This is a genomic window from Streptomyces sp. LZ34 (assembly GCF_053890475.1).
The window spans coordinates 8497353-8518026 of record NZ_CM132680.1; the positions used below are offsets into that span (position 1 = coordinate 8497353).

Consider the following 20674-nt stretch of genomic DNA (forward strand, 5'->3'; position numbering starts at 1 on the left):
ACTCTGTCCTGCGGTTGTCACGCCTTGGAGTCGCGATTCCTGAAATCGAGTGGTTGATAGCGATTCTTCCGCAGCGAATGTGACGCATGCGTCATCCCGCATGGTGATACGGGGCCACCGGTCCCGCGGGTCTCGGTTACGCTTCTAGGCATCATGCGTTTCGGGCTGCTTCTTCTTAGCTGCCGCGGCGAGGGCCTGTAGTCGTAGGCCGACCCCCTCCCCGCGGAGTTCGATGTTGCGGTGCATACGCCCCGTCGGCCGCCCAGCGGACATACGAGGAGCCCTACGCATCATGAGCACGTCTGATCATTCCGCGAGCGCCCAGAGCCCCGTCGGCCGTCGTACGCCGATCACCGCCGCGGCCGTCACCCAGCGGCCGTCCGGGATGCCGATCCACAAGTACGGCCGGTACGAGGCCGTGGACATCCCCGACCGCACCTGGCCGGACCAGCGCATCACCGCCGCCCCCCGCTGGCTGTCCACGGACCTGCGCGACGGCAACCAGGCCCTGATCGACCCGATGTCCCCGGCCCGCAAGCGCGAGATGTTCGACCTGCTGGTGCGCATGGGATACAAGGAGATCGAGGTCGGCTTCCCCTCGTCCGGGCAGACCGACTTCGACTTCGTACGGTCGATCATCGAAGAGGGCGCGATCCCCGAGGACGTGACGATCTCCGTCCTCACCCAGGCCCGCGAAGAGCTGATCGAGCGCACGGTGGAGTCCCTGCGCGGGGCCCACAAGGCGACCGTCCACCTGTACAACGCCACCGCCCCCGTCTTCCGCCGGGTGGTCTTCCGGGGCTCGCGCGAGCAGGTCAAGCAGATCGCGGTGGACGGCACCCGGCTGGTGATGGAGTACGCCGACAAGATCCTGGGCGACGAGACGGCCTTCGGCTACCAGTACAGCCCCGAGATCTTCACCGACACCGAGCTGGACTTCGCGCTGGAGGTCTGCGAGGGCGTCATGGACGTCTGGCAGCCCGAGGACGGCCGCGAGATCATCCTCAACCTGCCCGCCACTGTCGAGCGCTCCACCCCCTCCACGCACGCGGACCGCTTCGAGTGGATGTCGCGCCACCTGTCCCGGCGCGAGCACATCTGCCTGTCGGTCCACCCGCACAACGACCGCGGCACCGCCGTCGCCGCCGCCGAGCTGGCCATCATGGCGGGCGCGGACCGCATCGAGGGATGCCTGTTCGGGCAGGGCGAGCGCACCGGCAACGTCGACCTGGTGACGCTGGGCATGAACCTGTTCTCCCAGGGCGTCGACCCGCAGATCGACTTCTCGCAGATCGACGAGATCCGCCGCACCGCCGAGTACTGCAACCAGATGGAGATCCACCCGCGCCACCCGTACGCGGGCGATCTGGTCTACACCGCCTTCTCCGGCTCCCACCAGGACGCCATCAAGAAGGGGTTCGAGGCGATGGAGGCGAGCGCGGCCGAGCAGGGCAAGACGGTCGACGAGATCGAGTGGGCGGTCCCCTACCTGCCGATCGACCCCAAGGACGTCGGCCGCTCCTACGAGGCGGTCATCCGCGTCAACTCGCAGTCCGGCAAGGGCGGCATCGCCTATGTCCTGAAGAACGACCACAAGCTGGACCTGCCGCGCCGGATGCAGATCGAGTTCTCGAAGATTATTCAGGCCAAGACCGACGCCGAGGGCGGCGAGGTCACCCCGGCCCAGATCTGGTCGGTCTTCCAGGATGAGTACCTGCCCACCGACGACAACCAGTGGGGCCGGATCGCGCTGCGCACCGCGCAGACCTCGACGACGAGCGAGGGCACCGACGCGCTCACCGTCGAGGCCGTCGTGGACGGCGCCGAGACCGTGCTGACCGGCTCCGGCAACGGCCCGCTGGCCGCGTTCTTCGACGCGCTGGCCGCCATTGACCTGGACGTACGGCTGCTGGACTACTCCGAGCACACCCTCAGCGAGGGTGCGGGCGCGCAGGCCGCCGCGTACATCGAGTGCGCGATCGACGGCAAGGTGCTGTGGGGCGTCGGCGTCGACGCCAACATCGTGCGGGCCTCCCTGAAGGCCGTCGTCTCCGCGGTCAACCGCGCCGGCCGCTGAGCCCCGCGCCGACCGCGTCAACCGCGTGAGGCGCCGAGCGGTGGCTTCACTCACACGGGCCCTGCCCGCCGTGTACCCGGATGTCACGGCGGGCAGAGCCGCGTCTTTGGCCTGTTGTCTCCGTTCGGGGTACTGACGCCGCATCATAGATGTGGCTAGCATCACGTCAGCGCGGCAACGTGGCCGAAGCGTTATGGAGGTGTGACGTGGCGCACGCGCAAGCCCGACGCGACCGGGATCTGTGTGTGATAGGCGTCCGCACTCTGTGGCGGACCGTGGGCGACGGCGAGTTCTTCTGCCCCGACTGCGGAGGCGACCGGAACTATCGCCGCCGCACCGGCCGTCGCCGTATCGTCGTTCTCGGCCTCCCGGTCCTGCCGCGCGGGCCGGTCGCCCCGGTCGTCGAGTGCGCCGCCTGCGGCGGCCGCTTCGGCACCGAGACGCTGGACCACCCCACCACCACCCGCTTCTCCGCGATGCTGCGCGACGCCGTGCACACCGTGGCCCTCGCGGTGCTCGCCGCGGGCGGCACCGAATCGCCCGCGGTGCGGCAGGCCGCGGTCGGCGCGGTGCGGGCCGCGGGGTTCACCGACTGCGGCGAGGAGCAGCTGCTGGAGCTCATCGAGGCGCTCGCCGCCGACACCGGACGGCTGCCCGGCGCCGCCGCGTACGACGCCGCGACCGCCGCGGCCGCGGGCACCGCCGGCCAGGGCGGGCGGGACATCGGGCGGGACGGCCTCGACCCGTGCGGCACCGCGCTGGCCATCGAGCTCCACGAGGCCCTGGAGCCGCTGGCGCCGCACCTGGCGCCGACGGGGCGGGAGTCGATCCTGCTCCAGGGCGCCCGGATCGCGGTGGCCGACGGCCCGTACCGGCCGGCGGAGCGCGCCGTGCTGGAGACCGTGGGCCGGGCGCTGATGATCTGCCCCGACGACACGGCCCGGCTGATGGCCGCGATCCGCGCGCCCTTCTGAGCCGTCTCCGAGCGCTGCACGACGTCGCTTTCCGCGGCGGCGTTACTTCCCCGGGAGTAGTCAGGCCCGTTCCGCACCCGGCGCAGTAGCCGCCATCTCCCCCGTCGGCGCGACGATTCGCCCGCCCGGCGCCGGGAGCCTGGACGGCATGCAGACCACGCAGCCAACGCACACGACCCCGCCGCGAGAACCGTCACGGGAGCGGCGAGAACCAGCCCGCGCCCCGGGCCGTCGCCGCACACTGCCGTGGACTGTGGTCGCCGCATGGGTGCTGGTGCTCCTGGCCGCCGTGCCCTTCGCGGGCAAGCTGGGCGACGTCAAGCGCGACACGGCGGTCGACTATCTGCCCGCGAGCGCCGACTCCACCCAGGTCGCGAAACTCCAGGCGGCGCTGCCCGGCGGCGACACCACCGACCTCGTCCTCGTCTACCGGCGGGACGGCGGGCTGACCGCCGCCGACCGGGAGGCGGCCGACGCGCAGGTCGCCCGGGTCGTCGGGAGCCGCGAGACCGTCCAGGGCAGGCCGCCGCGCGCCATCCCGTCCCGGGACGGCACCACCGTGATGTACCCGGTGGCGCTCACCGGGCTGAAGGACGAGAAGGTGCGCGCCGACGCCGTCAAGGACGTACGCGCCGAACTGGCCGACCACCCCGAGGGCCTGAGCGTCCGGCTGGGCGGCGACGGCGCGCTGCGCGCCGACTCGCAGGAAGTCTTCCAGTCCACGGACGGCACCTTGATGTTCGCCACCGCCGGTGTCGTCGCCCTGCTGCTGATCCTCACCTACCGCAGCCCGTTCCTGTGGCTGGTGCCGCTGGTGGTCGTCGGCGTGGCCGCGGCGGCCGCGATGGCCGTCGTCTACGGCCTGGTCCAGAGCTTCGACCTCGTCGTCACCAGCATGAGCTCGTCGATCATGACCGTTCTCTTGTTCGGCGCCGGCACCGACTACGCCCTGCTGCTGGTCTCCCGCTACCGCGAGGAACTGCGCCGCCACCGGCTCCCGTACGACGCGATGCGCGCCGCCGTACGCGGCTGCGGCCCCGCCGTCCTCGCCTCCTGCGGCACCGTCGCGGCCGGGCTGCTGTGCCTGCTCGCCGCCGACCTCAACAGCAGCAGCGGCCTCGGGCCCGTCGGCGCGGTGGGCGTGGTGTGCGCGCTCGCCGCCATGATGACGCTGCTGCCCGCGGTGCTGGTGCTGCTCGGCCGCCGGGTGTTCTGGCCGCTGATCCCCGCGTACGGCAGCGAACCGCGCGCCCGGCGCGGCCTGTTCGCGGCCATGGGGAGCTCGGCGGGACGCCGGCCCGGCACCGTCCTGCTCGCCGGCGGCGTGCTGCTTGGCGCCCTCGCGCTCGGCGTCCTCAACCTGCCCGGCGACCTCAAGCAGGCGGACACCTTCACCGAACGGCCGGAATCCGTCGTCGCCATGAAGACCCTGGCCGACGCCTACCCCGAGAGCAGCAGCCAGCCGATCAGCGTCCTCGCGCGCACCGGGCGGGCCGGTGAAGTGCTCGACCGGGCGGGCGGTACGGAGGGGGTCGCGCGGGCTGAGCGCGGCCGCAGCGGCGGCGGATGGACCGAGATCGACGTCTACGCCAAGGCGCCCCCGCAGTCCGCGGGGGAGCGGCACACCATCCACGCCCTGCGCGCCGGACTCCACCGCGTCGAAGGGGCCGACGCCCACGTCGGCGGGGCCAACGCCCAGGAACTCGACCTGAAGGACACCAACTCCCGCGACCGGACGGTCGTCATCCCGCTCGTCCTCGCCGCCGTCCTGCTGATCCTCGTCGCCCTGCTGCGCAGCCTGGTCGCGCCACTCCTCCTGGTCGTCGCCGTGGTCGCGGTATGGGGCGCGGCGATGGGCCTCGGCGGTCTCTTCTTCGAACCGGTCTTCGGCTTCGCGGGGATCGACCCCGGACTGCCGCTGCTGTCCTTCGTCTTCCTGGTCGCCCTCGGCGTCGACTACGGCATCTTCCTGATGCACCGTATGCGGGAGGAGTCCCTGCGCGGCGCGGACGTCCCGGAGGCCGCGCTCACCGCCCTGCGCACCACGGGCGGGGTGATCGCCTCGGCCGGCCTGGTGCTGGCGGCCACCTTCGCGGTGCTGGGGTCGCTGCCGCTGGTGATGCTGGCCGAGATGGGGTTCGTCGTCGCGGTCGGGGTGCTGCTGGACACCTTCCTGGTCCGGACGTACCTGGTGACGTCGGCGAGCCTGCTACTGCGGCGCGCGGTGTGGTGGCCGGGAGCGCTCTCCCGCCGCCCGGCCGGCCCCACGTCCGGGGCCCCCGCCCCGGAGCGGGCGGAGGCCGGTGACGGGGGGCTTCCCGCTACCCGCCCCTTCCCGTAGCCGGTCGATGTGCGGTTCCGCCGCGTGGGGGGCTCCGCCCGGGCCGGGAAAGGGCGGCAGGAGCCCCTCCGCCCGGGCCTGGCCCCCGCAGATGCCGATGCCCGAGGATGGAGCCCGTGCCCGCACAGACCGTCACCGAGCCCGCGCGTCGGACGGCGCCGACATCCCGGCGCCTGCCGGTGCGCGTGCTGCGCAGCCTCCACCGCCTTCCCGGCGCGGCCGAGACCCGGGCCGAGGCCGCGTCCCGGCGGCGGGTCGACGCCGGGCTCGCGGCGGTCGTGCTCGCCGTGCAGTGCGGGCTGGCGCTGTTCGTGCACGGGACCGGCGCCCGCCGGCCCGACGCGATCGGGTGGACGCTGCTCGTCGGGAGCGCGGTGGTGCTGGCCGGGCGTCGGCACAGTCCGATGCTCGTCACCGTGGCGGTCGTCTGCATGGTCGGGTCGTACCACGCCCTGAACTACGAGCACGTCGCCGCCGTCCCGGCCGGGCTGACCGCCCTCTACACCCTCGCGGTCTTCGGCCCGCCCCTGCGGTCCCTGCTCACCGTGACCTTCGTGATCGGTCTCATGGTGACGGTCATGTCCTGGGGCGGCAGACCTCACGGCGCCACGGACATGCTGCGCAGCTCCGGCTGGGTGCTGTCGGTCGTGGTGATCGGCGAGGCGGTGCGGATCCACCGCCAGTACGTCGCGGCGATCGTCGAACGCGCCGAGCGCGCCGAGCGGACCCGCGAGGAGGAGGCCGCCCGGCGCGTCGCGGAGGAGCGGCTGCGGATCGCCCGCGACCTGCACGACCTGCTGGCGCACAGCATCACGCTGATCGGCGTCCAGACCTCGGTCGCCGCCCACGTCCTGATCGCCGACCCCGACCGGCTCGACCGCGAACTGTTGGCCAAGGCGCTCGACTCCATATCCGACACCTGCCGCGACGCGCGCGCCGAACTGCGGGTCACCTTGCAGGTGCTGAGGGCGGGGGAGGGTGGCGAGGCCGGTGCGGCCGACGGGATCGACGGGATGGACCGGATCGAGGGGATAGGCACCGGTCCGCCACCCGGGCTCGCCGGGCTGGCCGACCTGGCGGCGGCCGCGGAGGCGGCGGGGGTACGGGTGCGGCTGACCGTCGACGTGGACGCATCGGACCTGTCGCCGGCCGTGGGCGCGGCCGCGTACCGCATCGTGCAAGAGGCCTTGACCAACGCCGTCCGCCACGCGCCCGGCACCCTGGTGCGGCTCACTGTGGCCCGGGACGGCGGGGGCGGCCTGCGCGTCACGGCAGTGGACGACGGTCCGTCGGATCCGTCGGGTTCGTCGGGTTCCTCGGGCGAGGGCGCGCCCCCGCCCGCGCCCGAGGACCCCGACCGCCCGCACGGCTACGGCCTCGTCGGCATGCGCGAGCGCGCCCGCAGCGTGGCGGGAACCCTGACCGCGGGGCCGCGCCGGGACGGCCCCGGCTTCGCCGTGACGGCCGCCCTGCCGTACGGCAGGGGCGCGCGGGAGCGCGCGGCGCCACCCTCGCTCAGGCGCGACCACGCGCGGACTCATTCACCGTCAACGGAGGGAACGACATGAGCGCGCCGATCAGGGTGCTGCTCGCCGACGACCAGACGCTGGTGCGGGCCGCCTTCGCCATGCTGATCGAGTCGGCCCGCGACATGGAGGTCGTCGGACAGGCGGGCACCGGCCGGGAGGCGATCGAACTGGCCCGTACCGCACGCGCCGACCTGGTCGTCATGGACATCCGGATGCCCGACCTCGACGGCATCGAGGCGACCCGCCGCATCGCCGCCGACGACGATCTCGCCGGGGTGCGGATCCTCGTCCTGACCACGTACGACACCGACGAGCACATCGTCGAGGCGCTGCGCGCGGGCGCTTCCGGCTTCCTGGTGAAGGACACCCGGCCCGCCGAACTGCTGGACGGGATACGGACCGTGGCGGCCGGTGAGTCCCTGCTGTCCCCCGGCCCGACCGCCCGCCTCATCGCCCGCATGCTGCGCCTCCCCGCGGCCCCGCCCCCGGCCGCCTTCGCCCCCGCCGGCCTGGGCGCCCTCTCCGAGCGGGAGCGTCAGGTCCTCACCCTCGTCGCCCGCGGTCTGAACAACGCGGAGATCGCCGAGGCGCTTGGGCTGTCGCCGCTGACGGCCAAGACCCATGTGAGCCGCATCATGGGCAAGCTCGCCGCCCGCGACCGGGCCCAACTAGTCATCACGGCCTACGAGTGCGGCCTGGTCACCCCGTCCCGCTCGCCCTGAACGTCAGGCAGCCTCCCCGCTCCACGCGAAGGGCGCGAGCTGCTCGTCCAGCGGCGCGTCGACCATCCGGTTGGCCAGGGTCGACACGGTGTAGGCGCCGATGCCCAGCACGACTTCGAGGGCGTTCCGCGGGGTGTATCCGTGCGCGAGGAAGGCCTCCAGCTCGTCTGGCCCGACAGCTCCCGCGGCCTCCAGGACCTGGAGCGTGAAGGCCCTTACGGCCTCCAGCCGTTCGTCGGCCAGCGGCCGCCGCTCGCGCAGCGCCGCGGTCAGTTCGGCGTCGGCGTCCAGCGCGGCGAGCTTGCCGGTGTGCATGGCGACACAGACGTGACAGGCGTTGCGGGTCGCGATGGTGAGGATGACCACCTCGCGCGCCAGCGGGTCTAGGGTCGTCGTCTCGAACAGTCCGCTGAGCTTGAAGAAGCCCTCGAGCAGCTGCGGCGAGGAGGCCAGCCGCGCCATCGGCGCCGGGAGGTAGCCCATGCGCTGGGCGGTGGCCTCCATGAGTCGGCGCGAGGCGGCCGGCGCGGACTCCAGGGTGTGATCGACGAACGGAACAGACGGAGCTGACGGGACAGGCGGGTGTGCGGGCATGGCGAAGCTCCCTGACCTAAGATAGACAACATGGTTGTCGAAAACGTAAACCAGGTTGTCGAGTTGCGCAATGGCGGATGACGCCCAGGGCATTCAGCCCGCCCAGGACCGGCCGGGCTACGAGCTGCCTCTGCTGCTGTTCGCCGGATTCCGGTCCCTCATCGACCAGTTGCACGCCGAGCTCGCCCGCCAGGGCCATCCGGACGTCCGCCCCGCCTATGGCTTCGCCATGCAGGCCATCGGCCGCGACGGCGCCACCGCCAGCGAGCTCGGCCGACGGCTCGGCGTCTCCAAACAGGCCGCGGGCAAGACGGCCGACCGCCTGGAGGCGCTGGGCTACGCCGTCCGGGCCGAGGACCCGGCGGACGCCCGGCGCAAGGTGATCCGGCTGACCCCGCGCGGCCTGGACGGGCTGGCCAGATCGGCCGCCGTCTTCGAGGAGCTGCGCGCCCAGTGGGCCGCGGCGCTCGGCCCGGAGCGGCTGCGCGGTCTGGAGGACGACCTGCGCGTCATGGTGCCGCCCAGCGGCTTCCGCCTCGATGTGGCCGGGTGGTTCGGCCCCTGAAGTGTGGCCAAGCCTGTGCTGGTGCGCAGACTGACCGACGAGGAGGGGCAGAGGCCGCAGCAGTTCGACTTGAGGGGCCACACCCAACTCAGACAGCCCGCGTCTTTGGGAGTCTCGGTACCTCTCTGCCGGGCAGGCCGCAGCTGTGGCCCACCGTCCACGGCCGGAGCTTCTCGGGGTTGCGTACGGCCCAGATGTGGGTGATCCGGTCGCCTGCGATGTCGAACGCGTACACGGTCACGATGACGCCGTCCTGCTGGGCGACCAGGCCGGGCTGTCCGTTGACGGTACGCTCCAGGATCGTCAGGTTGGCCAGCCTGCCGGTGAGATCGACGAGGCCGTGCGCGAGCTGCTCGGCGTCTTCGACAGGGCGGCGCACGGTGGTGGCGAGGCCGCCGCCGTCGCCGGTTGCCGTGACATCCGGATCGAGGAGGCCGATGAGGGCGTCGATGTCCTTGGCTTCCCAGGCCTGCTTGAAGTTCCTGACGATGGCGGCCTGCCGGGCGGTTGGGGGCGCGGCTGTCTGCGAGGTGCGGATGCGCCGGCGGGCCGATGAGGCCAGCTGGCGGCAGGCCGCCGGCGTGCGGCCGACGATGTCGGCGACTTCGGTGAAGGGGTAGCGGAAGACGTCGTGGAGGATGAAGGCGACGCGTTCGGCCGGGGTCATTGATTCGAGTACGACGAGGAAGGCCATGCTGATCGACTCGTCGAGGGTGACGCGGTCGGCCGGGTCGATGGTGGTGTCGCCCGCCCGACCACCTGACCACTCCGCGGGTTCGGGCAGGGGCTCGGGAATCCAGTCGCCGACGTAGTTCTCCCGTCGGGCTCGTGCCGAGCTGAGCAGGTTGAGGCAGATGCGGCCGGCGACCTTGGTCAGCCAGGCACCGGGGGATTCGATGGCTTGCTGCTGCTGTGGGGACAGGGTGTACCAGCGGGCGTAGGTTTCCTGCACGGCATCCTCGGCTTCGGCGAGGGAGCCGAGGAGCCGGTAGGCGAGGTTGATCAGCTGCCGCCGCTCGCTCATGATCGCGCTCAGGCTCGGGTCGGGTCGGCCGTCTCCCGGCTCGGATGAGGTGGTCATGGTGTCGGCGGCTCCCTCGGTCGCGTCTGTCCTCACCAGTTCGACAAGACAGCGCCTCTAAACGTGAGGTTGGCGCCCCGCCTCACATTCCGAGCGACTGTCCTGTCGGACTGGTGAGACACCATCCAGCACACAGGAAGGAAGACCTCGCCATGTCCACGCAAACGGCGACCGACACGACGACGGAGCAGGACGGCATCCAGTCGCGTCTGCCCGACCTCACCCAGCTCTTTCCCGAGCTGGCAAAACTCTCCGGAGCCGTGCGTAACGCCGTCCGGAACGGGCCGGTTCCGCAGACCACCATCAGCCTGATGCTGCTCCGCGCCGCGCAGATCGTCGGCAGCACCTACCACGCCGTCTCGTTGACCGACAACCTCCGCAAAGCCGGGGAAACCGAGAAGCGCATCACCGCCGTGGCGACATGGCAGGACGCCCCCTACTTCACCGACGCCGAACGGGTCGCACTGGAGCTCGTGGAGGCCGTCCTCACCCCGAACCCGTTCGGAGAGCGCGTCTCCGACGAGCTGTTCGCCAAGGCGTCCGCACTCTACGACGACGACGCGATCTGGACGCTGACCATGGCGATCGGCCACTTCTGCTTGTTCGTCCCGGTCGCTCTCATCGGCAAGCCGATCCCCGGTAGGCCCATCGGGAAGAACTACAGCAAGTAACGCCAACAGGCTCAGGGCGCGCCGGCATGAGGCGGGGCCGCCGGTGGACCCGGAGGTGGCCTGGGCCTGGCGCCGGATCGTCGTCAGCCGTGGCCTGGCCCGGGTCGACGGACTCGCAGCCGAGGTCGGGTGGAGCCGTAAGCGGCTGTGGTCCCGGTTCCGGTCGCAGCTCGGCCTGCCGCCCAAGCGCGCCGTGAAGCTGGTCCGCTTCGACCATGCCGCCCACCGCCTGGTCGCGGGTGAAGGCGCGGCCCAAGTCGCGGCCGAAACCGGCTACGCCGACCAGTCCCATCTGCACCGGGACGTCATGACGTTCACCGGGTCAACTCCCGCGACCGTGGCCGGAGAGCTGTTTCTCGCCGTTGACGACATCGCATGGCCCAGCCGCGGAAAAGCGGGTGCGGAACAAGTTCGGGGCGACTCGGCTTGGGTTCGCTCTGCTCGGGCTGCGGCGTACGGACGCGCACCGGCTGGGTAGGCGGTGCAGATCTGCACCGTCCGCTACATCGGCCGGTTCCTGCTGTTGCCCGGCGTCTCGATGCCGGCGTCGCGCCTCTGTGAGCAGGCTGAGAAGGGGTGCATGGCCGGGAGCAAGTGCAGGGCCGTCAGCGGCTGTTGTCAGTGACCGGATCTACTGTGAGGCCCGTCGATCGCCCGTGTCGGGGGCGGGTTCATCACAGGAGCGCTGACCTGGGGTCGGCGTGGGTCCGAGGAAGGGGCGGCCGTGCGGCGCTGGGAGCCGGCTGACGGGGGAGAAGACAGCCCGACCATGTTCTGGGAGGTCGGGTCGGACGGCGCGGTGGTGACCGTCCGTCACGGAGAGGCCGGTGCACCGGGGCATACGCGGGTCGAGGACTGCGGCTCGGCGACGGCCGCGCAGGCGTACGTGGCCGAGGCCGTGCGGGAGAAGGAGCGCCAGGGGTACGCGCCCGTGGGCGCCGGCCACACGCCGGACGCCGGGGGCACCGGAAATGCCAAAGATGCCGCGGCGACGCCCGACGAGGACTCCTTCACGCTGCCCGCCGCCTGGCGGCAGAGCCTCCGCCCGCGCTGGGGCGGCATCACCCGGTACTCGCACGCCCCCCACGAGTCCGCTCTCGACTCCTGGGACAGGCGGCTCGCGGTGGCGAAGGAGGAGTGGACCGGCACGGTCCTCGGCGGGGCCGTCCCGGGCATCGCCCCTGAGCCGGCAGCCGCCGCACGCCGCTATCTGGAGGGGACGGCGGATCCGGTCGGCGCCGCGGTTCTGGCCGTGGTCACCGACCGCGGGAAGTTGCTGTACGACGCGGTCGCCGACGCCTGGTATCTGCGGCACGGGCGGGTCTTCGCGGCCCGTGCCGCGGTGGAGCTGTTCGAGCTCGACCACGAGGACGACCAGGGCCGGACCACCAGGCTGGCCGTCCTGCCCGAGGGCGACTCGCCGCAGCGGCTGTGGTTGCGCCGGGGCGCCGCCGACCGGGTGCGGACGCTGCTGTCGATGGCCGGTGAGGACCAGTACCGCGAGGTGGTGGCGGCTCTGGCCGCGCACCGCGGCGGTGCGCGGCGCCGAATTGTGGTGTCGTATCTGGTCCCGGGCGAGACCGACTGGGTCGCGGAATGCTGCGCCGACCCGGGGGAGAGCGGCCGGGAAGACCGTGTCGTACGCGCCATGCTGTTCGAGTCGCTGAACGACGAGGAGCAGCTGCGGGCTCTGCTGCGGGCGGGCGGCGTGCCCGCCTACGACGGCAGGCTCTCCACCGCGGCCACCGTCGCCGAGGGCGTCGGCCCGGCCGTCGCCGCGCTGATCGCGGAGATCTGGCGGCACCGTACGCCTTCCTACGGGGCGTCGGCGGAAGAACAGGCGGGCATCCTGGCGGAACTGCCGACTGACGAGGCGTTCGAGCTGCTGATGTCCCACGCGGACGACAAACAGGTGCGTCCGGCGCTGCTGGAGGCGGTGCGTCGGTATCCGGTGCGCGCGGCCCGCCTGCTGGCCGGCCGGGCGGCGCCCGCCCCGGGCCGCAACTCCTTCCTGCTGGGCCAGTTGCTGACCGCGCATGTAGCCACGCACGGTGAGTTGCTGAAGTCGCGGCTCGCACAGTTCCCGCCCAAGGCCGCCGAGGTGGTGCGGGAGCTGCTGCACCCGGCCGCCGCCGACGCCCCTGCCGACGCGCTGCCCGAGCTGCTGGTGAGCCCGCCGTGGACAGGCAGGCGGACGGCGCCGAAGCCGAGAACCGTCAAGGGGCTCGTCGCCGGGGAGGAGACCCGCATGCTGTGGCAGCCCGGCGAGCGCGAGGCATGGGCTGCCGCCGTCGAGGAGCCCAGGCGGCGGGTGCGGCGCCGGCAGAACGAGCCGTATCCCGACGTCCGAACCCTGGGGGAGCAGTTCACGGGCCTCGACAACTATCGTCTGGCCGCCCTGTTCGCCGACGGCCCGGACACGTACCGCCCGCTGCTGGCGCAGTGGACTCCCGAGCACATGTGGGAGCTCGTCAAGGAGCTGAAGCCGGTGGCCGCCCGATGGGAGGAGGACGCGCTGCCGCCGCTGCTGCACGCCGTGGCGCGGCAGCCCGCTGTGGCCGGCGGGCTGCTCCTGCCCTATCGGCAGCTGGAGGTCGCGCGGCTGATGGCCGACTGGTTCGTGCGGCTGAAGTCCGTGGCGGCCACGACCCGTGCCTGGTTCGCCCGGCACGGCGCGGACGCCGCCGCGCTGCTGGTGCCCGACGCGGCCGGTCCGGCGGGCGCCGCCCGCCACGGCGCCGAGCACGCGCTGCGGGCCATCGCCGCCACACACGGCAAGGACGCCGTCCTCGACGCGGCGGCCGGTCACGGTTCCCAGGCGGTCGCGGTCGTCCGTGACCTGCTGTCGGCCGATCGTCTGGAGCTCGCGCTGCCGTCGAGGATGCCGGAGCCCGCAGCCTGGGCGGCCCCCCGGTTGCTGCCGCGAGTGCTGCTGAGTGGCCGGACCTCGGCGCTGCCGGCCGAGTCCGTGCGCCATCTGCTGACCATGCTGGCGATCTCCCGGCCGGGCGCGGTCTATACGGGCGTGGAGATGGTGAAGGAGGCGTGCGATCCCGAGTCGCTGGCCGCCTTCGCCTGGTCCTTGTTCGAGCAGTGGCGGCTGTCCGGGATGCCGGCCAAGGAAAGCTGGGCGCTGCATGCCCTGGGGTGGCTCGGCGACGACGACACGGTGCGCCGGCTGACGCCGGTCCTGCGGAACTGGCCGGGCGAGGGAGCGCATCAGCGGGCCGTGGAGGGCCTGGACGTGCTGGCGGCCATCGGCAGCGACGTGGCCCTGACGCATCTGCACGGGGTGTCCCAGCGGGTGAAATTCAAGGCGCTCAAGACGCGCGCCAAGGAGAAGATCGAGCAGGTGGCGGCCGATCTGGGGCTGTCCGGCGAGGAACTCGCCGACCGGCTGGTGCCGGACTTCGGGCTGGACGCCGACGGCTCGACCGTCGTGGACTACGGGCCCCGTTATGCAAGGGAAGTCCAGCTGTCTCAGCAGTGATCCCTGAGTGACATGAGGCCCCAGATGCGGCTGTTAGGTTCCAGCCTCCTGGATGTCTCATGATCATGGTGGTACGGGGTGGACTACTTCTTTGTCTCACGCAGCAAGGTGCGTCGCTTCTACGAGGCGCCTCCCGGCGTCGATCTCGACGCGATGGGTACGTGTCGAGGCCGGGGGCGCTGAAGGAGGGGACGCCCTTCTTCTTCGACTCACGGATGCGCCCGGCGGAGCCGCTGGTCTCGTTCTTCCTTGAGATGGCGAAGACGCTGAAGGCGAAGTTGCTGCAGGACTACACGTACGACGCCCTCGACTTGACCGAGTACTTGGAGAACGAGCTCGACCCGCCGGTCGACCTGTTGTCAGTGATAGAGGAAGACCTCGTGGCGTACCGGGAGGACTGCACCGAGCACCGCGAGTCGCCCGATGCGCCGGCGACATGGAAGCGGCGCCGGGCACTGATCAACGGCTTCTACGGGTGGGCCGAAGACCAGAAGCTGATCGACAAACGGCCCTACTTCCGCCGCCGCAACGGCCGTGACGTGTTGTCCTGGGGTGCCACGACGCAGCTGGACGTGCGTCATTTGACCTGGCGGCAGTGGAACTTTTTCAAGCAGGTGGGGCTGCGCGGCTATCTGCCCACCGGGCGCGTCGACCACGCGTTCCGCGGGCGCTCCCCGCTGCGCAACAGCGCGGCGCCAGAACTGGCGATCACGACGGGGATGCGGTTGCAGGAGTTCAGCTGCCTGCTGGACATCGAGGTCGGGCCACCACGCCGAGACGGTTCCCCGGCGGAGGTGCCGCTGCAGGCGATCGCGAAGTACGGGCTGCCCCGCACGGTGACCATCCAGGACGCGACGCTGCGGGAGCTGGACATGTACCGGCGTACTGAGAGGGCAGCGCAGGTCAGGGCTGCGGCGAAGGCGCTGTGGAGGCGGCGCGAGGAGCTGTTCATCGTCGACGACGTCGACCTTCGGCGGATGAAGCTGCGCGGGAAGCTCGACGGCCGGCGCCGAACCTTCCGGGTCGAGAGCATGAACGCCGGTAAGCGCCGTCTCGCCGTTGTCGAGGGGGATCACGGCTTGGAGCCGATGGCGCTGTTCGTCGGCCGCGGCGGCAGGATGCCGAGCAGGCAGCGGTGGGAGCAGATATTCGACGAGGCGCACCTGCGCGCACTGCGGCTGAGTGAGGAGTACGAGGTCGGCTTCGTCATGCCGCGCGAGGTTCGAATCCACGACACGCGCCACACCTTCGCTGTCTACATGCTGCGGTTGCTGACCAAGCTGATCCTCCAGGAGGAGGCCGAGCAGTACCTGGCGGGTGGGCACATCGGCTACCTGACGGACCACATCTCGCGGAACCCTCTGCTGATCCTGCAGGGCCTGTTGGGTCACCGCAGTCCAAGCTCGACCTTGCGTTACCTGCGGTACATGCGCGACACCAACGTGCTGGTGGCGAAGGCGATCGCCGAGTGGAACAACCGGGATACGACCTACGCCGACTACGCGGCCGCGATCGCCGAACAGAGGGCAGCCTGATGCCCCGCCGCGGTGAGCGCAAGCCGCGCGTCCGCAGCAGCGTTCCCGAGCCGCTGCCCACCCGGGAGCCGAACCGCGTCGGGATCCGGGCGCTGACGTGGACGCGCCGTGGAGTGACGGCCCGCCGTACGGTGGATCCGGCGAAGTACCGGTGCAGCACCCTGGCGGCGCAGCTGGCCGACGAGTGGATCACGTACACCCGTGCGATGGCGCGGAGCGACGGTGGCGTCGACCTGGCCCAGGCGGTGCGCAGCTTCGCCAAGTTCGTCGACAAGCACCTGCCCACGCTCGGCATGGACCCGGCAGATGCCCGCCTGGACGGCCACGAGATGGATCTGGTCGAGGTCATCCACGCGTGGGAGGAAGACCTGCGGCAACAGCACGGACTGCGCTCCAACTCCCCCCATGTGAAGACCAACTGCCTACTGACGCTGATCGAGCAGCGCGCGCTGAAGGACACGGGCATACCGGAGGTGCTGCGGCTGCGCGCACAGGCCCCGCCCGCCTACCCGCCGCGCAGGAGCGAGCTACTGGACGAGTTCTCCAACGCGGAGCGGATCGCGCTGCGGGACGCGGCTCGTGATGCCGTCCGGGCGCTCGAGGCCCGGCTTGCCCGGGGCCGGCAACTGCCGGCCCGTGGGATTGATCCCCGGGAGGGCGGGTGGCACGAGCCGGCGAACCTGGCGTGGGCGGCGGCGCACCCGTGGCTGCTGACCGTGGAGGTGCTCAAGCCGCAGTTCCCTCAGAACGTGCTGAGCTGGCCGGAGCCGGTGAAGGACCTGCTGCCCGCGGCCTCGGACGGCACCCTCCTCAAGCGTGGATTCCGCTATCTCGTCGCCGAGCTGGGCGCGCTGCTGTTCCCCACCGAGATAGACCTTCAGGCCTTCCGGGTGCTTCTGCTGCTGGGCATGAGCGATACGAGCCCGGAAGAACTTCACGATCTCCAACTGCCCGACATCGAGTTCACCGACGGTGGCGTGCGCCTGGTGCAGCGCAAGGACCGTGCCCACCGAGTCCGCGCAGACCTGCACCCCGACCCCCGGCCCGGAAGAGGGGGCGGCGGAGTTCGCCGGGGACGGCGCCTGGGACGTTCCGGGCCTGCTGCGCCGGCTCCTGGCAGCGACCGAATTGTCCCGGAAGGTCTTCCCCGATGCCGAGCCCTGGCTGTTCCTGGCGGTGGAACGACGTCACAGGGGTGTCCTGGACGCCGAAGTCGCCCAGTTCAAGAACCGGGAACGGCGCTTCGGCGGCTGGATCGCCCAGCAGCGCGACGCCACCGGGAAGCCCCTGGATATCTCCCGGCCCTTCGAGATTCGGCGGCTGCGCAAGACGACCAAGGTCGTACGCGCGGTCGCGCTCGGCGGCACGGTGAGCGACCTGGCCGGAGACGACCACCACATCGAGGTCTACCGCATGCACTACGCGCACGGCACGACCGCGCACATCCTGGCCGGACGGGCCATCAACCGGGCCCAGAAGTGGGTCTTCGAGCGCATGAGCACGGCTACGCGCCCCGTGCTCGTCACCGAGGAGGCCGAGAAACATCTGGAGAAGCCCGAAGTCGCCGAAGACCTCGGGCTGGAGATCGAGCAGGCCAAGGCCCTGCGCTCGGGGGATCTGGACATGGGCCTGGTCAACTGCCGCAACCCCTACGCCTCGCCGCACCGCAAGGACGCCAAGGTCTGCCACGTCGCCCCCGCGATGTGCATGCTGTGCCGCAACGCCGTGGTGTTCACCTCCCAGATCCCGCGCCTTCTGCTGCTGTCCGATCACATCGAGCGGATGCGGACCACCCTCGCCCCGCCGCACTGGCAGGCCCTGTGGGGCCGGCAGGCGGCCGCTCTGGCAGAGGTCTTCGCCGAGTGCGCCGAACTCGTACCCGACGCCCGCCGCGAGATCGCCGAACTCGGCCTGCGCCTCCATCTTCCCCTGGGGATGAGAACGGAGTTCGACCGATGAGGGCCCGCCCCGCGCCCGCGCCCCTGCCCTCGACAGCCTTCCGCGACGACGAGAAGGTCTTCAACCACGGCGGCTACCAACTCCTCGACACCATCGCCGTGCCACGGTTCGGCGACACCCGCTACTGGCCGGCCGACTGCATCGGCCGCCCTGCCAACCGGAAGCCGTCGGACTGGCGGTTCGTCTTCCCCCAGGACGACCCGCTGATCAACCTTCAGCTGCGCGAGTACTGCTTCGCCCTGCTCAACCCCTCCCACCCAGTCCTGCGTAAATCGCTGATCTTCCTGTCAGCCGTACCGCTGTCCGTCGCCACCATCAACCCGTCGATGATGGAAATCAGAAAGGTCATGCACTGGGGCCGCGAGCAGGGACTGCCGGCCGACCTCGGCCTGTGGGACCCGGAAGACTGGCACGAGGCGATAGCCCACAAAGCATCCCAGGTCGAGGGAGCCAAGACCGTCGCCTTCCACGTAACGGCCATCCGACGCCTGCGCCAACTCACCGCGGTCATCACCGGCATCAGCGCATTCGACGACCCCTGGGGCGACGAGACAGCCGAGGCCATCGGTGCCAAGGCATACGACGAGGACACTCCCAGCCGGGACACCCTCGCCACCCCTGCGATCCCGCCGCAGACCTGGTGGCCGCTCCTACGCGGAGCCTGGACCTACATCCACACCTTCGCCCCGGACATCTTCCGCTGGCGGGACCACTTCGCCCAGCAGATGGAGCCACGGCCCGATGCGCCGCGCTCCACCAGCGCACGCCCGACCCGTGCTGAGGACACCGACGCCCTCCTGGAGGAGTGGCTCAGCACGCCGGGCAACGAGGTGCCGGTACACGAGGCCGACTACCAGAACGCCAAGGCCGGGACGCCTATGTGGACTGCCCTCAGCAAGATGGTCACTGGCGGAAGGTCGATGAACATCTTCGGGGCGACCAATACGAGCAGCAGGCCAGAGCAGCGGCGCGCCATCGTCCTGGTCGCGATCGGCGAAGGCCGCGTGGCGACCGTCAGGGCAGGCGTGGGCCGCGGCAGGGGCTCCGCCGCACCGAGCTACATCGCGCCGGGCACCGGTCCGGGCGTCACCCAGGCACAGCTGGACGACGACGTCCGACAGTGGCTCGCCGATCCGTCCACGCTGGTGCCCGTGCACGCCACCAACGACCACGGGAAGGCGGGAGAACCGATCTGGGCGATGGCCGCCCGCATGATCTGGGGCCCCACTCCCCCAGAGACTCATCGGAAGCGGTACGCCAAGAGACTCGACCTGCGCCACCGGACAGGAGCGGCGCGCGGGCGCATGCTGATGGAGGCCGTGGCCGCCGGCCGCGGCGTGCCCGTCGATCTCGGCGTGGGGGTGGGCTGGCGTGCCTACCCGCTGCCGTGCCCGGACGCCGCCCGCATCCAACGCGAGGACGGCACGTCGGCCCCATGGCGTACGCAGATCAGCGCTGCAGAACTCGCCTTCGAACTACACATGCTGCGAGCAGCCGTGTACGTGTTCGCCAGCGCGCTGACACTGATGCGCGACTCGGAGGTCCAAGAGATCCAGCGCGACGCCGTGCGCACCTACTTCGGCTCCCCGGCCGTCGTCTCCCGCAAGACCAAGATGGACCCGGCCCGCCCGGAGCCGCACTGGTGGATCATCGAACCAGTCGCTGAGGCGCTTGCGGTCCTCGAGCAACTGTCCTTGGCACCCCACCCACCTGTTCGTGGCGCTGGCCCCGCCCACCGGCAAACAGCCCCACAGCGAGCCCGGGGTCCACTCCGAGGTCGAGATCGACTTCTTCATCAACGGCATCAACACCATCGCCCACCGGCACGGACTGGCCAAGATCCCACCCTCGCACGTGCGCTCGCACATGTTCCGAAAAACCATGGCGCAGCTCGCCGGACGAGAGCCCGACTCGGAGATTGCGCTCGGCCTCCAGCTGAAGCACGCCGTGCGCCGGGCGGTGGCCAACCGCACCACCCAGGCGTACGCGCAGATGGACGCGAGCTGGGCCAAGGAATTCGACACCGAACTGCACCACGCCGCCGCCCGCAAGCTCGTGGATCTGCTACGAGGCCGCCGCCAGGGCGAACGCGTCGCGGTCGGCCCTGGCGCCGCCCGGCTCCACGCCGGGCTCGACAAGGTCATCGCCACCATCGACCACGACCCTCAACTACGCGCTCAGATCGCCGACGAACGAGTCGAAGAAGCCCTCCTGGCCGACGAGTTCCCCAACCTGCACCTGGGCACCATCAACCATTGCATGTTCGACGCCCCGCAGGCCGAGTGCCAGGACGAACTACCCGAAGACCAGCGCGGACTGGCCCCTCTGATCGGCGCCTGCCAGCCGGCTCGGTGCCGCAACTCGACCATCACCCGAGCCCACGCCCCGTACTGGGGTGCGGAAGAGGACGACCTGACCGCTCTGTCCAAGGATCCGCGGCTGTCGCCCCCGAACCGTGAGGCGGCCTTCATCCGCCTCGCCGACGTCCAGCGCATCACCCGCGCGCTTGAAGAGGAAGGCCCCGCCTGATGCCGGTATCTGCAGCGTCCGCCGAGAAACTGAAGGCGGCCATGGCCCGGCTGCTGGCGGGCAAACCCCTGCACACCGACGGCGCCCTCACGAAGGAGAACCTTGCCCGCGAAGCACAGGTCAGCCATGCGACCGTGCACCGCGCCGAAGGCATACTCGCCGAGTGGGACGCACAGGTTGCCCGCCCCGTCCTGCGCACACCCGGCGAGGTCCAGCGCGACGAGACGATCGCTGAGCTCCGCAGGCAGTTGCGCGAGGCGAAGGCACAAGCTGCCGAGAACCAGGGGAAGCTCGACGCCCTCGCCACGGTGACGGCGAACCTCTACGCAGAGAACCTCGCGCTGAAGAAACGGCTCGGACGTAAGGGCGTGGCGGTCTTGCCCACCGAAGATCACGAATAGCCGACCTTGCCATCAACCGCGCTCTCGTCTGAGCCTCCGCTCCTCGACGACGGCGGTACGCCGGTGACGTTCGCCTTCTGGCACACCGACTGGCTGGAGAAGACCGAGCGCGCCGCGCCGTGATCCGGGATGACGAGGTCGGGGAAGTTCCTCATCGGGCGAGACGGAGTCGGCTGCCGACCGGTGGCCTGGGTGCGCATGGCGGA

General features: G+C 71.1%; 17 protein-coding genes and 1 pseudogene. 13 read left to right on the plus strand and 5 right to left on the minus strand.

Annotated features, from left to right (window positions below; translation table 11 throughout):
- Positions 1–292 precede the first annotated feature (292 nt).
- From leuA to ACWY4P_RS35820, 5 genes are all read left to right on the plus strand, one after another.
- Positions 293–2077, plus strand: coding sequence for a 2-isopropylmalate synthase (leuA, locus tag ACWY4P_RS35800; protein ID WP_456204689.1), 1785 nt, complete (start codon positions 293–295; stop codon positions 2075–2077).
- 206 nt (positions 2078–2283) lie between these two features.
- A complete protein-coding gene (locus ACWY4P_RS35805; RefSeq protein ID WP_456204690.1) occupies positions 2284–3051 on the plus strand; it encodes a TerB family tellurite resistance protein in 768 nt (255 codons plus the stop codon).
- A 274-nt stretch (positions 3052–3325) separates the two neighbouring features.
- Positions 3326–5392 carry an MMPL family transporter gene (locus tag ACWY4P_RS35810; protein WP_456213171.1) on the plus strand — a complete coding sequence of 689 codons (2067 nt, stop codon included), beginning with the start codon at positions 3326–3328 and terminating at the stop codon, positions 5390–5392.
- A 107-nt stretch (positions 5393–5499) separates the two neighbouring features.
- On the plus strand, positions 5500–6960 hold the full coding sequence (locus ACWY4P_RS35815; RefSeq protein WP_456204691.1) for a sensor histidine kinase: 1461 nt from the start codon (positions 5500–5502) through the stop codon (positions 6958–6960).
- Positions 6957–7643: a response regulator transcription factor gene (locus ACWY4P_RS35820; RefSeq protein WP_456204692.1), complete on the plus strand. Its 687-nt coding sequence runs from the start codon at positions 6957–6959 to the stop codon at positions 7641–7643. The genes ACWY4P_RS35815 and ACWY4P_RS35820 overlap by 4 nt, the downstream gene beginning before the upstream one ends.
- A 3-nt stretch (positions 7644–7646) precedes the next feature.
- Here ACWY4P_RS35820 and ACWY4P_RS35825 read toward each other — a convergent pair whose 3' ends face one another.
- Positions 7647–8237, minus strand: coding sequence for a carboxymuconolactone decarboxylase family protein (locus ACWY4P_RS35825; RefSeq protein WP_456204693.1), 591 nt, complete (start codon positions 8235–8237; stop codon positions 7647–7649).
- Between the two features lie 70 nt (positions 8238–8307).
- Here ACWY4P_RS35825 and ACWY4P_RS35830 point away from each other — a divergent pair, with 70 nt between their 5' ends.
- Positions 8308–8802, plus strand: a complete 495-nt coding sequence (locus ACWY4P_RS35830; RefSeq protein ID WP_456204694.1) for a MarR family winged helix-turn-helix transcriptional regulator — start codon at positions 8308–8310, stop codon at positions 8800–8802.
- An 88-nt stretch (positions 8803–8890) separates the two neighbouring features.
- Here ACWY4P_RS35830 and sigJ read toward each other — a convergent pair whose 3' ends face one another.
- Positions 8891–9883 carry an RNA polymerase sigma factor SigJ gene (gene sigJ / locus ACWY4P_RS35835; protein WP_456204695.1) on the minus strand — a complete coding sequence of 331 codons (993 nt, stop codon included), beginning with the start codon at positions 9881–9883 and terminating at the stop codon, positions 8891–8893.
- Between the two features lie 152 nt (positions 9884–10035).
- Here sigJ and ACWY4P_RS35840 point away from each other — a divergent pair, with 152 nt between their 5' ends.
- The 4 genes and pseudogenes from ACWY4P_RS35840 to ACWY4P_RS35855 all read left to right on the plus strand — a co-directional run bounded on the left by ACWY4P_RS35840 (position 10036) and on the right by ACWY4P_RS35855 (position 15579).
- Positions 10036–10554: a carboxymuconolactone decarboxylase family protein gene (locus tag ACWY4P_RS35840; RefSeq protein WP_456204696.1), complete on the plus strand. Its 519-nt coding sequence runs from the start codon at positions 10036–10038 to the stop codon at positions 10552–10554.
- 10 nt (positions 10555–10564) lie between these two features.
- Positions 10565–11032, plus strand: a pseudogene (locus tag ACWY4P_RS35845) (helix-turn-helix domain-containing protein); the annotation flags it as partial.
- Positions 11033–11323: 291 nt separating this feature from the next.
- Positions 11324–14044: a WGR domain-containing protein gene (locus ACWY4P_RS35850; RefSeq protein WP_456204697.1), complete on the plus strand. Its 2721-nt coding sequence runs from the start codon at positions 11324–11326 to the stop codon at positions 14042–14044.
- Between the two features lie 161 nt (positions 14045–14205).
- The gene (locus tag ACWY4P_RS35855) at positions 14206–15579 is read left to right on the plus strand and encodes a recombinase XerD (RefSeq protein ID WP_456204698.1); all 1374 of its coding nucleotides are present in this window, start codon (positions 14206–14208) and stop codon (positions 15577–15579) included.
- On the opposite strand, the gene ACWY4P_RS35860 is transcribed toward ACWY4P_RS35855, so the two are convergent.
- Together ACWY4P_RS35860 and ACWY4P_RS35865 are read right to left on the minus strand one after the other, a co-directional pair.
- A complete protein-coding gene (locus tag ACWY4P_RS35860; RefSeq protein WP_456204700.1) occupies positions 15543–15962 on the minus strand; it encodes a hypothetical protein in 420 nt (139 codons plus the stop codon). The genes ACWY4P_RS35855 and ACWY4P_RS35860 overlap by 37 nt on opposite strands.
- 144 nt (positions 15963–16106) lie before the next feature.
- Complete coding sequence (locus ACWY4P_RS35865; protein ID WP_456204701.1) at positions 16107–16589, minus strand: hypothetical protein; 483 nt, start codon at positions 16587–16589, stop codon at positions 16107–16109.
- Here ACWY4P_RS35865 and ACWY4P_RS35870 point away from each other — a divergent pair.
- From ACWY4P_RS35870 to ACWY4P_RS35880, 3 genes are all read left to right on the plus strand, one after another.
- Entirely contained in the window at positions 16582–17538 is a 957-nt protein-coding gene (locus tag ACWY4P_RS35870; protein WP_456204702.1) for a hypothetical protein, read from the plus strand. The genes ACWY4P_RS35865 and ACWY4P_RS35870 overlap by 8 nt on opposite strands.
- Before the next feature lie 1716 nt (positions 17539–19254).
- A complete protein-coding gene (locus ACWY4P_RS35875; protein ID WP_456204704.1) occupies positions 19255–20067 on the plus strand; it encodes a hypothetical protein in 813 nt (270 codons plus the stop codon).
- On the plus strand, positions 20067–20468 hold the full coding sequence (locus tag ACWY4P_RS35880; protein ID WP_456204705.1) for a hypothetical protein: 402 nt from the start codon (positions 20067–20069) through the stop codon (positions 20466–20468). Before ACWY4P_RS35875 ends, ACWY4P_RS35880 begins: the two co-directional genes overlap by 1 nt.
- Here ACWY4P_RS35880 and ACWY4P_RS35885 read toward each other — a convergent pair.
- Complete coding sequence (locus ACWY4P_RS35885) at positions 20459–20668, minus strand: hypothetical protein (RefSeq protein WP_456204706.1); 210 nt, start codon at positions 20666–20668, stop codon at positions 20459–20461. The two genes, ACWY4P_RS35880 and ACWY4P_RS35885, sit on opposite strands and share 10 nt — an antisense overlap.
- Positions 20669–20674: the final 6 nt, after the last annotated feature.

Excerpts from the sequence above, each read along its gene's own strand:
- ACWY4P_RS35825 (WP_456204693.1), bottom strand. The coding sequence starts at position 8,237 with ATGCCCGCACACCCGCCTGTCCCGTCAGCTCCGTCTGTTCCGTTCGTC.
- ACWY4P_RS35885 (WP_456204706.1), bottom strand. The coding sequence starts at position 20,668 with ATGCGCACCCAGGCCACCGGTCGGCAGCCGACTCCGTCTCGCCCGATG.
- ACWY4P_RS35880 (WP_456204705.1), top strand. The coding sequence starts at position 20,067 with ATGCCGGTATCTGCAGCGTCCGCCGAGAAACTGAAGGCGGCCATGGCC.
- leuA (WP_456204689.1), top strand. The coding sequence starts at position 293 with ATGAGCACGTCTGATCATTCCGCGAGCGCCCAGAGCCCCGTCGGCCGT.
- ACWY4P_RS35830 (WP_456204694.1), top strand. The coding sequence starts at position 8,308 with ATGGCGGATGACGCCCAGGGCATTCAGCCCGCCCAGGACCGGCCGGGC.
- ACWY4P_RS35820 (WP_456204692.1), top strand. The coding sequence starts at position 6,957 with ATGAGCGCGCCGATCAGGGTGCTGCTCGCCGACGACCAGACGCTGGTG.
- ACWY4P_RS35815 (WP_456204691.1), top strand. The coding sequence starts at position 5,500 with ATGGAGCCCGTGCCCGCACAGACCGTCACCGAGCCCGCGCGTCGGACG.
- ACWY4P_RS35840 (WP_456204696.1), top strand. The coding sequence starts at position 10,036 with ATGTCCACGCAAACGGCGACCGACACGACGACGGAGCAGGACGGCATC.
- ACWY4P_RS35850 (WP_456204697.1), top strand. The coding sequence starts at position 11,324 with ATGTTCTGGGAGGTCGGGTCGGACGGCGCGGTGGTGACCGTCCGTCAC.
- sigJ (WP_456204695.1), bottom strand. The coding sequence starts at position 9,883 with ATGACCACCTCATCCGAGCCGGGAGACGGCCGACCCGACCCGAGCCTG.